We start from the raw sequence: 13,053 nt of genomic DNA, 5'->3' as shown, positions 1-13,053 counted from the left end.
TTCACCTCATAACCACAAAACCTGGGGTCTTATTTATCCGGCCCTGTACTAAATAAAAAAGAACAGATAAGATGCTGTGCTGCGTCTAATCTGTTCTCTAACCTTATAATGTGACAATCATCCGATAGAGTTCCTCCAGCCCTGATGCAGCAAAACGAAGTACGAGGATAGCTACTATCGGGGAGATATCGATCATACCCAATGGAGGGATAATTTTTCTGAATGGTTCAAGGAATGGCTCGGCTAATTTTCCAAGCACCTCACCAAAGCTTGATTCCCTGGCTCCTGGAAACCAGGAGAGTAAAATGTAAATGATTAGAATCCAGCTGTAAATATTTAACGCTGTGAATAGGATTTCGAACAAAAACGCCATCAGTTACCACCTTCTATTTATATCATCATCTTCACTCATCAGCATTTCAGATATAGAACCTGAAATCTCAACATTTTCTGGTGTGCAGAGAAATGTCTGCGAGCCTAGCTTTTGAATGTCACCACCTATAGCATAAACTGTACCACTTAAAAAATCCACAATTCTTTTTGCCTGGTTATGATCAACGCGCTGTAGGTTTATAACTACAGCTTTACGATGCACAAGCTGATCAGCTATTTCTTGAGCTTCATTATAGTTTTTGGGCTCACTCAGCACCATCTTTGATGAGCTTTTAGCACTTTGTAAACTTACAATGTTATGATGCTCTGAAGGCTGTTTACTTCTCTGCGGCCCAGCTTTAGGCTCTTCTCTTTGCTCTTCATGGTCCTCTTCTTCATATTCATATTCATACTCATCTTCTAAAGTAAAAAATGATTTTAATTTATTTTTCATACTCAATTTATTCACCTCAATTTGTTTAGTTAACCAACCAGGCTTGAACCAACTCTAATATGAGTAGCTCCTTCTTCGATGGCAATGGTATAATCATTGCTCATCCCCATGGATAAATGTTCACATGGAGCATGGGGTAAATTCCTATCCCGGATAATATCACGTAAAGCCCTCAGTTTTCTAAACACAGCTCGTAATTCTTCCTCATGTTCGACATGAGGGGCCATCGTCATCAGGCCGACTATTTTAATCTTATCATAGTCGTTGATTGATTCGATGAATTCTTCGACATCATCAGGATGCAGTCCATGTTTAGATTCTTCACCGCTTACATTTACTTGAATAAAACAAGGGATCGTCTTATCTGCACGTTTCTGAATTTCTTTAGCCAGAGACTTGCGGTCTAATGAATGCAAATAATCAATCTGATGGATTACATCTTTTACTTTGCGGGACTGAAGCGACCCAATAAAATGCCAGGTTGCCTGATCTCCGATTCTCTCATGTTTTTTCAAAAACTCTTCTTTACGGTTTTCACCTAAATCATTAACCCCTGATTCGATAGCTTCTAAAGTACGATCAATTGAAACGTATTTAGTAACAGCAATAATCCTTATTTCCTCAGGATTCCTTTCACATTTTCTGCAAGCTGTCTTTATGTTCTGCTTCATTTCAGCTAGTTGTTCTGCTACGGTCATATGTACCCTCCTAAATCAGACCAATGTAGGCAAGCATCCGTCCAGTCTGCCCCTGGTCACGCCGATGGGAGAAAAATAAGTCACTGTTGTTAAACGTACAATACTCTGACAATTGAATGTTTTCTTGTGAAATCCCTGCTTTTACCGCTATTTGTCTGTTTAACTCTTTTAAGTCGAGTTTAAACTTATTTTCAGAAACTTTTTCAATTACTTGATCCTGAAACTCTGTGCTTATTTGTTTAATAACATGGTCATCTACTTCATAATTCATTTTACTAATACAGGGACCAATTGCTAAATTTATTCGGCTCAAACTCGCGCCCTGCTGCGCTAGTCTTTCAGCCATACACCGCGCTATTTCATTTACAGTCCCTTTCCAGCCGGCATGAGCAATACCAATCCATCCGCTCTCCGGTTCAATGAATAAGAGAGGGACACAGTCTGCATAGAAAGCTGTTAAGAGGATCCCCTTTTCATTTGTAATCAGGCCGTCCACTCCATTAATTGCTTCACCGTGCACATAAGCGCCTCGTCCAGCTTCCGCTTTTGTTACAGTTCGGATATTAGTTCCGTGTACTTGTTCGCCCATGACCCAATTTTCAAGAGGCACGTTAAGTTCTTCAGCTAATGACTTTCTATTTGTAATAACTACATCTGATTCATCCGATACGTGAAGTCCCATATTTAAAGATTTAAACGGAACTTCACTGTACCCGTCTTTTCTAGTTGTGATCCCTGCTGTTACTTGATAGTCGGAAAAGCAGCTAAGCTGCTTCAAAGTTTTGTACTGGAAGGGTTCGGTCATACTACCACCTCAATTTCCCTTCATTTTACCACATTATTCACTCTTTTTCCTATTATTATCTGGTGATTCGAATTTTTGGTCCTTCAGTCTGGGATTATACCCTGTCTTTTTCACTAAGATAACGTCAGCTCCAATATTAACAATTTGATTCCAGGGAATGACCATCTCCTCATCTTTCCCAAAAAGCCCCATCGCTTTCCCTTTTAACGTTAATACTAAGCCCTTTAGCTGACCTCTTTGGCTGTCGATGTCTAAATCTGAAATATAACCTAGTCTTTCTCCTGTTTCCATTGCAATGACGTCTTTAACCTGCAGTTCGGATATTTTCATGTTGATCCCTCCTTTTAGAGTATATGCATCAGGCAGTCAACCTTTTCGTATGCACTCGAAATAAAAAACACTGCTGAATGATCAGCAGTGTTAAAACATACTATTGAAACATGGATGAATTCATTTCTTTTATAGCAGCTTTTTCAAGCCTGGAAACCTGAGCCTGTGAAATTCCAATTTCTTCCGCTACTTCCATCTGGGTTTTGCCTTGAAAAAACCTTTTGGTTAATATCATCTTTTCACGATCATTAAGTTTTTTCATGCCCTCACGTAAAGATAGTTCATCCAGCCAGTTTGAATCCTTTTCCCGATCATCCTTAAGCTGATCCACTACATAAATCGGATCTCCACCGTCATTGTAAATCGGTTCGAACAACGAAACTGGATCCTGAATGGCATCCATAGCAAAAACCACGTCTTCATGAGGGATACCCATCTTTTCTGCAATTTCATGTGGAGCCGGGTCTTTAGAAGTTTCGCTAATCATTTTTTCACGCATTTGAAGAGCTTTGTATGCTGTATCCCGTAAAGACCGTGAAACTCGTATAGGGTTGTTATCCCGTAAGTAACGGCGTATTTCACCAATAATCATAGGGACAGCATATGTGGAAAACTTTACATTATGGCTTAAATCGAAATTATCAATAGACTTCATCAAGCCGATACAACCGACTTGAAATAAGTCATCTCCATACTCTCCGCGGTTATTAAACCGTTGTATAACAGAGAGTACCAAGCGCAGATTGCCATTAACTAGTACTTCTCTTGCCTCACGGTCACCTGATTGTAACCGCTCAAACAGGGCCCTCATCTCTTTGTTCTTAAGTACAGGAAGCTTAGATGTGTCCACACCGCATATTTCTACTTTATGTCGTGTCAAAAGTAAGACCCTCCCAAGAAGCTGATTTCCATTTTCAGTATCTCCTTGGGAGGGAATTTTATGCATCGTTATTTCAATTAAAAGTTACACCATTTTATCAAATTCGCGTTGAAGACGGCGAATGATTTTTTTCTCTAACCTGGAAATATAGGACTGTGAGATACCCAGCATATCAGCTACATCTTTTTGCGTTTTTTCCTTCTTCCCAATTAACCCGAAACGTAACTCCATAATTTCTTTCTCCCGGTCATTTAATTGCTCAAGAGCTGACTTTAATAACTTTTTATCCACTTTCTTTTCGATACCTTTTGTGATTAGATCTTCTTCTGTCCCTAAAATATCGGACAGTAGCAGTTCGTTACCATCCCAATCAACATTCAGCGGTTCATCAAAAGAGACTTCTGTTTTTAGTTTATTACTTTTTCTTAAATGCATGAGTATTTCATTCTCGATACATCGTGAAGCGTAGGTCGCAAGCTTTATTTTTTTCTCCGGGTCAAAAGTGTTAACTGCTTTTATTAACCCAATGGTACCAATACTTATAAGGTCTTCTATGTTTAAACCCGTATTTTCAAACTTCCTGGCAATGTAGACGACTAATCGCAGATTTCTTTCAATCAACATTGCCCTGGCAGCTTTATCTCCTTTAGGAAGACGCTCCAGTAAATCTTTCTCTTCTTCACGGCTTAGAGGAGGTGGAAGCGCTTCACTTCCTCCAATATAGTAAATTTCTTTTTGTTTAATGCCCAGCTTGATTGCTAACTTATACAACCAGTACTTTAACTTAAATGACAGTTTCATTTAGCCAACTCCCTCTTTGTTAAGCAGAAATCCCCTTAATTGCAGCCTGCGGATGAATTAATATTTGATACATTTGATCGTCAGTTAAATCGTTCTTTTGTACTCCGAGAAGCGGCTTTTTAACAATTAAATCTCCCTCCGGCGTAAATATAGTAATCGAGTCTACGATAAAGGTTGTCATTAATTGTCCAGCCATCCCCGCTCCCTGATACGGAATTAGGCGTACAGACGACCGCTGCTCTGACGATAACTGCTCAATACCTTCCAGTTGATCAAGACTAGTTAAACTTTTTAAAAGGTCTTCAGAAAAAAAGTGATTCCAAACATGGAAATCCGCTAGAAACACTATTTTTTTACTAATAGGATCAATTAAATGATTGCCACTGTCTACGAGGCCTGTACAAACCACTGATTCACCAAGAAAATCAACTTTCACTCGATACAAATCTTCCGTCTTCAATCGATGAGCCTGAACATGTTCCATTCTCCACTTCGTAAAAAACCACGAAGCCGGAAAACCTATGCACACGAACAACCAGCTAAACGGATCACCAAATCCTGTTGAAAAAGTAATAATTTCACCTTGTTTTAATTGAACTTGATTATTCAAGAAAAAATGGACCCCTACTAACGTCCCTCCTATAGCAAAGGTGACAAAATAAAAGGTTAGCCACTGAACTACCGCAGTTCGAATAGAAACAAAGGAAAAGGCAATGAGAATAATTAGTACAGAAAACAAGAATTTACCCGGTATAGTTACCAGCCAGGAATTGGGCAGTAGTACGGACACAGGAACAATACATGAAGCTACTGCAGCCCCTGTCAATATTCTTGCGTTGGAAGTTTTAGCCCGAGTTAACCCCTGGGTTAAATATAAAATCATTCCATCCATCAATAAGTTCAGCGTCCATACAGCATCAAGATAAATTCTCTCCCACCCCTCATTTGTATTTATAAAAAAGTATAAATCTCGTCCTATGAAAAGTCTGTCAAAACTTGATTTAGGAGCCAGCTATTTTTGTTAAAACTTGTCTTCTCTTTTTGAGCTTCCTTAAACCTTTGTTCTGATATCTTCTTCCTCCTTTTTACTTTCTTCAGGTGTAAAAAAGATTAAACAAAAAATCACTGCCCATTGGGCAGTGATTATGAAATACTAAATTTATTAACGTCGTCTATTACGATTTCTCAGGAAAGTCGGAATATCAAGCGTATCTTCTTCATTCCCTGTGTTTGGTTTCGGCTGAGCCGGCTGCTCTCTGGTAGTAGGCTGGGCCTGTTCTTCACGGGAACGCTCAACATGATTTTGTTTCATTTGGTTTACTGGGGTCTGGCGAGGCTTCTGCTTCCCTTGAGCAATTTGAGCCTCATCAAACCCGGTAGCGATTACTGTTACAACTATCTCATCTTTTAAGTTCTCATTAATCACAGAACCAAAAATAACGTTTACTTCCTGATCTGCAGCGGAGGTGACGATATCAGCTGCTTCTTGAACCTCATACAGGCTCAGGTTCGTTCCACCGCTTATATTCATTAATACACCGTGTGCTCCATCAATAGAAGTTTCAAGTAAAGGTGAGGAGATTGCTTTTTTGGCTGCTTCAGCGGCACGGCTTTCCCCTGTAGCAATACCAATCCCCATTAAAGCGGAACCTTTATCAACCATGATTGTTTTCACATCTGCGAAGTCAACGTTAATAAGTCCTGGCACGGCAATTAAATCAGAAATGCCCTGGACACCCTGGCGTAGTACGTTATCTGCCTCACGAAATGCCTCAAGCATAGGAGTGTTTTTATCCACGATCTCAAGCAAACGATCATTAGGTATAACAATCAATGTGTCTACGCTGCCTTTAAGGCTATCAGTTCCGGTCGCGGCCTGAGTAGATCGTTTCTTTCCTTCAAAAGTAAACGGACGAGTTACCACACCAACCGTTAATGCACCTAGTTCTTTAGCTACATTGGCAATGACCGGGGCTGCACCTGTACCAGTTCCGCCGCCCATTCCAGCTGTAACGAAGACCATATCTGCTCCCTGTAGAGCCTCTTCAATCTGCTCTTTACTTTCTTCAGCAGCTTTCCGACCAACTTCCGGATTAGCACCAGCGCCTAATCCGCGAGTTAACTTGCCGCCAATCTGCATTTTAACTTCAGCTTTGGAAAGGTTTAACGCTTGAGCATCTGTGTTTACTGCAATAAATTCCACACCCTGCACTCCATGCTCTATCATACGGTTAACAGCGTTACTTCCACCACCGCCGACACCTATTACTTTAATTGTTGCTAATTGGTCCATACTTGTATCAAAATCTAACATCGTCCGTTCCTCCTATTTCTACAAGATTACAAGATTCATGATCGATTTCCGTTTTATAACGTGTTTCATATCAATCAAAGAAGTACTTCAATAAATTAGAAAAGCCTGATTCCTTTTTCTCTTTAGGCTTACTTTTCTGATCTTTTGTCTGTTGTTTTGCCACACGCTTCTGCTTCTGAGGAGCAGGCTCCTCATACTGAGTCGATACTGAAGGAAATAGTTCTTTTCCTTGTATTTTCGCATTACGGTAAGCAAATTGCAATATTCCTACACCGCTTGTATACTGCGGCTCTCGCACCCCTAAATAGTCAGGGATGGCCAGCCTTACATTAGAATGAAATACATCCTGGGCAAGTTCTAACACTCCAGGCATGTTCATTGCTCCCCCGGTCAGAACAAAACCGCCGGGGAGATCCCTAACTCCCATACGCTGCAATTCTTTTGCAGCAAAAACAAAAATCTCTTCAAGTCTTGCTTCAATCATATCAGAGATTTGTAGTTGATTGAATGATTGTTGACGATTACTTCCGATTATTGTGACAGAAAATGTTTCCTCTTCACTTGCATCGTCAAAAAAACCGTGGCCATATTCCAGTTTAATATTCTCCGCCTCTTCAGTAGAGGTTCTCATCCCAATGGATAAGTCCTTGGTTATATTGTCGCCTCCATAAGGAAGAAGGCTTGTCCCTTTAAGATATCCCTCTTCAAATACGGACACTGTAGTAGACCCTCCGCCAACATCGACAAGAGCCACTCCTAAATTCGTTTCATCATTTGAGAGAGAAACCGTCCCTGCTGCTAATGGCTGAAGGCACACATCTAACACCTCTAGCCCTGCTCTCTCAACACACTTCAATGTGTTATGTAGTACTGTTTTTGCACAAGTAATTATCATGCCTTCCATTTCAAGCCGTACACCAATCATTCCCCGCGGGTCAGTAATTTCATCCTGGCCGTCAACGATGAACTGTTCAGGAATAACATCTACAATCTCCCGCTCAGGCGGTACTGAAACTACTTGAGCAGCATCAATTACTCTCGCTATATCTTCATCGCCAATTTCTCTATTCTCTGCTGAAACCGCTACTACCCCGTGACAGGGCTGTAATTGCACGTGATTTCCATTTACACCGACAACGACACGATCGATTTTCATATCTACCATTCGTTCTGCCTGTTCAACAGCTGACTTAATGGATTGAACAGTTTGATCAATATCAACGATCGCACCTTTTTTCATGCCATTTGACTTAGCTGAACCTACGCCGATTATATTTAAAGAATCATTCATTATTTCTCCAATAATTACTTTGATTCTGCTCGTGCCAATATCTAAACTTACTAAAATTTCATTCTGATTCACCAGTGACGCACCTCCTGTTACAAGCCATATAAGTACTTAAAATCATATCGTTTTTACTACAAAAAAACAATCATTGCAATATAAACGTAAATGAATTGATAAAGAGCGTAAACGAGCCCTTAACTGCTGACTCAATTACCCGCTTACATTTTGTTTCCACAATGATTATAAAATCCCTCTAAATTCGTTTCAATTTTTTGAAATTTCTTAAGCAGGCTGCTGTGTAAGATTGGAATTCTAAATAGTATGAGCAGTGAATAGTATTTCATTATTTGCCTTTCCACTAGTAAAGTGTATCAAATCCTGTTCAAACAACAACAGCCAAATAATGAGAATTCATATTCAGGGAATGAAAAATACCTCTCCCACCTGTGATGGTACTCTGCCATTCTATTTATTAAAGAAAAAGTAAAGCAAACCCATTTCTACCCTGCCGATGCTCTTATTCCTCTTCGCTGTCTTCTTCTGCGGTATCCTGGTTTTCTTCTGCTTCCCCATCATCCGTTTCACTTGAGCCATCTTCATCCTCGTTTGAATCAGAGTATGATTCAAAGTAAGCTCCTACGTCAATGTGAATGATCCCTTGCTCTCCATCTTCAATTTGAGATGCGATAGAAGGATATGCTGTAATTTTCTCAGAAAACGTACGAATAGAAGCTTGAACTTCATATCCATCGCTCATGTAAAGAGTAATTAAATAGGGGTTTTCTTCATCCGGAGTGTAATGAATTTCAGATATAAGACTGGAAATGCTTTGTGGGATCTCCTTTAACTGTTTCGACATTTCTTCTAAATAAGTTGATTCATTAAACTCTTTTAAAATAGGAGCATCTCCCCCAGGCAGTTCTTCCGAAGAATCTATTTTTGCACCGTTTTCTAAAATCGGTTGAAATTGACCCTCTGATTGGATATAGCCGATTCGTTCAGCCTCGTCTACTTCGACCACTATTGTACTCGGGAGATCCCTTTTCACAGACACATTCATTATTTGAGAGTGTTTAGAAACTTTGTCCTCAATCTCTGCAGGGTCTACCTGCCAAATATTTGACTTCGTTGTAATTTCAGTTAAATCTCTGATCTCTTCTTCATTTATAAATCGGTCTCCTTCAATTTCTACCTGGTTCACATGACTTAAAGGCGACTGTAAATAGACAACTATTGATATGAGAAGAAATAATAATGATAGATACTGAATTAATCTTCGGTTTGCTTTTTTCTTTCTTACTTGTTTTAATTTTGGTATTCGATCCTCTATGGAAACAACTTTTTTCTCCGGCATGATTCGCATTTCTCCTTGCTGCCATTTCCATTAAATTAAAGCCAGGATGCTTTCCCTGTACTTACGTTCATATGACTCATTATATCACACAAATAAGGCTATTTATGTAAGAGAATCTAATTGTTTTACAGGATTATTCAGTTATTTTTGTAGACTAAAGAATGATGTTTTCCTTTATTAACGGCAAATTATAATTACCCTCCTCTATAAAATTATAAACCTATATACCAAAAAACCGCACATCGTAAAATGTGCGGTCAGGATTCATTTGAATATCGACTAACGCTCAGAAGCAGTCCGAGAGCTGCTAAAGTAAGTGTAAGAGAAGAACCGCCATAGCTGATAAGCGGGAGGGTAATTCCGGTAACAGGGATTAAGCCGGTTACTACACTTACATTTATCATGACTTGAATAGAAATCATTCCCACAATTCCAAGTGCAAGTAAACTTCCAAACAAGTCTGACGCATGCAGGCTTGCCCGCACACCTCTCCATAGAAGGATAAAGAAAAGCACGAGTACAATCGATCCACCGAGAAATCCTAATTCTTCAGCAAGTACAGAGTATATGAAATCCGTCTGAGGTTCAGGTAAATAAAAGAACTTTTGCATACTCTTGCCTAGACCAAGCCCAAGCAGCCCTCCTGGTCCTATTGCATATAAAGATTGAATAATTTGAAACCCGCTTCCCAGCGGATCTTCCCAGGGGTGAAGGAAAGCTGTAATTCGTTGAATACGGTACGGGGCTGAAGCAATTAATCCTGCCATTCCCGCCAATCCGCCAGCCACTATCAACATAAAGTGGGCGATTCTAGCACCTGCAACGAACATCATTACTAAACATGTCCCTACCATTACCACTCCTGTTCCCAGGTCAGGCTGCAGCATAATTAAAGCAAAAGGGATAAGGATAATTGCGAGTCCTGGTAAAAAACCCTCCTGAAAAGAAACCATTCTTTTCTGTCTGATAGAAAGGAATTTAGCAAGAAAAATGATTAATCCGAGTTTCATGAATTCAGAAGGCTGAATACTGAACATCCCAATTCCTATCCAGCTTCTTGCTCCTCCACGCACCATCCCTACGCCTGGAATTAAAACAAGAATCAGGAATACCAGGCAGACGATAACAATTAATTTAGCGTGTTTATACCACACAAAATAAGGGATTCGTGACAACATGTACATAGCAATTAAACCAAGTGAAGCAAAAAGTATCTGGCGTTTAGCGTAAAACCAGGAGTCATCAAACTTGTATTCAGACCATATACTTGATGAACTGTAAACCATCACGATCCCAATGATCAAAAGACATAAAATCGTAATGACTAACCATACATCCGGCTTTTGTTCATTTGATCGCATAAAAAAACCCTACCTCCCATTTGGAAACCAGGGCTTCATGCTTGTACAATAAGCCCTTACTTCAGCTTATGCACAGCTTCTTTAAACATATAACCTCTTTCTTCAAATGTCTTATATTGATCCCAGCTTGCACATGCAGGAGACAGAAGAATAACATCCTCTGCGTCTGCAAATGAATAAGCCGCAGCGACAGCTTCATTCATGTTGTTCACAAATTTAATATCCGAAATACCGGCTTTGCGTCCGGCTTCTGCGATCTTATGAGCGGTTTCACCAAACAAGACAAGAGCTTTGACCCGTGAAAGTGACCCAATCAACTCATCAAATTCGTTACCTCGATCCAGGCCTCCCGCCAGAAGTATGACAGGTTTTTTAAAACCCTGGAGGGCGTTGGTGGTGGCTAGAATATTTGTCGCTTTTGAATCATTATAAAAATAAACCTGTTGTTTCTTTGTTACATATTCCATCCGGTGTTCTACACCTTTAAATGTAGACAATACCTGCACAATTGCCGCGTTGGTCACACCGCTTAATTTAGCAGCAGCCACTGCTGCCAAAATATTAGACAGATTATGCTTCCCTACTAACACAACCTCTTTTAGATCCATTATTTTCTCATCTTTAAAGTATATAGATGTGCCGTCCGACCAACTGCCTTCCACCTCTTCGCAAATGGAAAATGGAACGAGCCTGGACGGTATTGAACTAAGGTATGCCTGGATAGCAGGATCATCAGCATTATATACAAAGAAATCATCTGCACGTTGGTTTTTGGCAATTGCTAGTTTGGCTTGATGATAGTTTTCTATGCTGTGATGATAATCCAAATGTGCTTCAAATAAGTTAAGCAGTACAGCAATATGTGGTGAAAACTTCTTTATCCCGAGCAGTTGAAAAGAAGACAGCTCGACTACCATCGTATCGTTCCTATGTGTAGAACGAGCTACCTCACAGGAAACCTCGCCTATATTCCCTGCAATTCTCACTTGAGATTGGTCCGCTTTCATAAATTCATAAATAAGGGTTGTTGTCGTTGTTTTACCATTAGAGCCTGTGACCCCGATAATGTTCCCTTCATGAAGCAAGCCTGCCAGCTCTACTTCAGTCACTATGGGAATATTTCTCTTTAACGCCTCATCTATAATCGGGTTTTCGTAAGGGATCCCCGGATTCTTGATAACCAGCTCATTTTCATCTAAAAGTTCAAGAGGATGACTTCCTGTAATTATAGAAGCCCCTTTTGCTATTAAATCCTGGATTTCAGGACTATTCTCCGTGGCTTTTAAATCATTAATCGTTACGTTAATTCCGCTGTCGAGCAGTAACTGTGCGGCAGCTGTGCCGCTTTTGGCTAATCCTACCACAAGAACTTTAGAATAGGGAAATGCGTTTACGTCTAGTTGTTTCACCCGAACATCACCTCAATATATACACCTAAAATCGCAAATAAGAAACCGACTGTCCAAAACGTGGTCACAACACGCCATTCTGACCACCCTTTCAATTCATAGTGATGATGCAGCGGACTCATTTTAAATATTCTTTTTCCAGTTGTTTTATATGAAGCCACTTGTAGAATGACAGATAGTGTTTCAATAACAAATATACCACCGATTATTACAAGCAGCAGTTCAAGTTTTGTTAAGATTGCTACAACTGCGATAGCTCCGCCTAAAGCCAGCGATCCAGTATCACCCATAAATACTTTAGCAGGGTGGGCATTAAAAACTAAGAAGCCTAAAAGGGCACCGACAACAGATAAGCTAAACACTGCCACTTCCACATTTCCATCCGCAATCCAAGCCAGAATACCGAAAGCTCCAAATGCAATAGCGGCTGTCCCTGCTAATAATCCGTCAAGACCATCTGTAAGATTGACTGCATTGGACCCGCCAACCAACATTACTAATATAAGTAATGCATAACCGAAGCCAAGCTCAAGTTCTATCGTCGTACCAGGGATTTCAATATATGTAGAAAACCCATTCTGTTGCAAGATAACATAAACTACGATGGCAATAATGATTTGACCAAGCATTTTCTGCTTAGAAGTTAAACCAAGGTTTCTTTTTAGAGCTACTTTGATGTAATCATCTAAAAATCCGAGCAAACCATACCCAATAAGTACAAACAATACGATAAACATATGTACTTGACTTGGTGCTTCAATAAACCAGAAGGAAGCGATTAAGGTTGTAACCGTTATAGATATTAAAATCATTACTCCGCCCATTGTCGGCGTTCCTGATTTTTTTTGATGTGATTTAGGCCCTTCTTCTCTAATGCTCTGGCCAAACTTAAGCCGCCGCAAAAAAGGAATAATGAGCGGGGAAATAATCACAGTAAGTAAAAAGGATAATGCCATTGTTAGTAATAATATATAGTCGTTCATGAAT

Annotated in this window: 14 protein-coding genes; all 14 read right to left on the bottom strand. The window is 39.9% G+C overall.

Annotated features, from left to right (window positions below; all coding sequences use genetic code 11):
- Window positions 1-103: 103 nt before the first annotated feature.
- On the bottom strand, window positions 104-373 hold the full coding sequence (locus tag C1A12_RS10410; protein WP_101843812.1) for a YggT family protein: 270 nt from the start codon (window positions 371-373) through the stop codon (window positions 104-106).
- Window positions 374-376: 3 nt separating this feature from the next.
- Entirely contained in the window at window positions 377-832 is a 456-nt protein-coding gene (locus tag C1A12_RS10405; RefSeq protein WP_200816581.1) for a cell division protein SepF, read from the bottom strand.
- Window positions 833-855: 23 nt separating this feature from the next.
- Window positions 856-1,524: a YggS family pyridoxal phosphate-dependent enzyme gene (locus C1A12_RS10400; RefSeq protein WP_101843810.1), complete on the bottom strand. Its 669-nt coding sequence runs from the start codon at window positions 1,522-1,524 to the stop codon at window positions 856-858.
- A gap of 10 nt (window positions 1,525-1,534) precedes the next feature.
- Window positions 1,535-2,329 (bottom strand): peptidoglycan editing factor PgeF, encoded by a 795-nt coding sequence (pgeF, locus tag C1A12_RS10395; RefSeq protein ID WP_101843809.1) that lies wholly within the window; start codon window positions 2,327-2,329, stop codon window positions 1,535-1,537.
- A gap of 33 nt (window positions 2,330-2,362) precedes the next feature.
- The gene (locus C1A12_RS10390) at window positions 2,363-2,659 is read right to left on the bottom strand and encodes a YlmC/YmxH family sporulation protein (RefSeq protein ID WP_101843808.1); all 297 of its coding nucleotides are present in this window, start codon (window positions 2,657-2,659) and stop codon (window positions 2,363-2,365) included.
- Window positions 2,660-2,759: 100 nt separating this feature from the next.
- Window positions 2,760-3,539 carry an RNA polymerase sporulation sigma factor SigG gene (sigG, locus tag C1A12_RS10385; protein WP_101843807.1) on the bottom strand — a complete coding sequence of 260 codons (780 nt, stop codon included), beginning with the start codon at window positions 3,537-3,539 and terminating at the stop codon, window positions 2,760-2,762.
- 84 nt (window positions 3,540-3,623) lie between these two features.
- Window positions 3,624-4,340 carry an RNA polymerase sporulation sigma factor SigE gene (sigE, locus tag C1A12_RS10380; RefSeq protein WP_101843806.1) on the bottom strand — a complete coding sequence of 239 codons (717 nt, stop codon included), beginning with the start codon at window positions 4,338-4,340 and terminating at the stop codon, window positions 3,624-3,626.
- Window positions 4,341-4,359: 19 nt separating this feature from the next.
- Window positions 4,360-5,268 (bottom strand): sigma-E processing peptidase SpoIIGA, encoded by a 909-nt coding sequence (gene spoIIGA, locus C1A12_RS10375; protein WP_255408418.1) that lies wholly within the window; start codon window positions 5,266-5,268, stop codon window positions 4,360-4,362.
- A gap of 234 nt (window positions 5,269-5,502) precedes the next feature.
- Entirely contained in the window at window positions 5,503-6,654 is a 1,152-nt protein-coding gene (gene ftsZ, locus C1A12_RS10370; protein WP_101843804.1) for a cell division protein FtsZ, read from the bottom strand.
- Between the two features lie 70 nt (window positions 6,655-6,724).
- Window positions 6,725-8,017: a cell division protein FtsA gene (ftsA, locus tag C1A12_RS10365; protein WP_101843803.1), complete on the bottom strand. Its 1,293-nt coding sequence runs from the start codon at window positions 8,015-8,017 to the stop codon at window positions 6,725-6,727.
- A gap of 442 nt (window positions 8,018-8,459) precedes the next feature.
- Window positions 8,460-9,296 (bottom strand): cell division protein FtsQ/DivIB, encoded by an 837-nt coding sequence (locus C1A12_RS10360; protein WP_101843802.1) that lies wholly within the window; start codon window positions 9,294-9,296, stop codon window positions 8,460-8,462.
- A 257-nt stretch (window positions 9,297-9,553) separates the two neighbouring features.
- Window positions 9,554-10,657, bottom strand: a complete 1,104-nt coding sequence (spoVE, locus tag C1A12_RS10355; protein ID WP_101843801.1) for a stage V sporulation protein E — start codon at window positions 10,655-10,657, stop codon at window positions 9,554-9,556.
- Window positions 10,658-10,713: 56 nt separating this feature from the next.
- Window positions 10,714-12,066 carry a UDP-N-acetylmuramoyl-L-alanine--D-glutamate ligase gene (gene murD, locus C1A12_RS10350; protein ID WP_101843800.1) on the bottom strand — a complete coding sequence of 451 codons (1,353 nt, stop codon included), beginning with the start codon at window positions 12,064-12,066 and terminating at the stop codon, window positions 10,714-10,716.
- Entirely contained in the window at window positions 12,063-13,049 is a 987-nt protein-coding gene (gene mraY / locus C1A12_RS10345; RefSeq protein WP_101843799.1) for a phospho-N-acetylmuramoyl-pentapeptide-transferase, read from the bottom strand. Before mraY ends, murD begins: the two co-directional genes overlap by 4 nt.
- Window positions 13,050-13,053: the final 4 nt, after the last annotated feature.

Source organism: Halobacillus sp. Marseille-P3879 (assembly GCF_900240285.1).
Lineage (GTDB): Bacteria > Bacillota > Bacilli > Bacillales > Halobacillaceae > Halobacillus_A.
The sequence above is the reverse complement of the archived record's forward strand: the minus strand, read 5'-3'. Positions and strand labels throughout refer to the sequence as shown.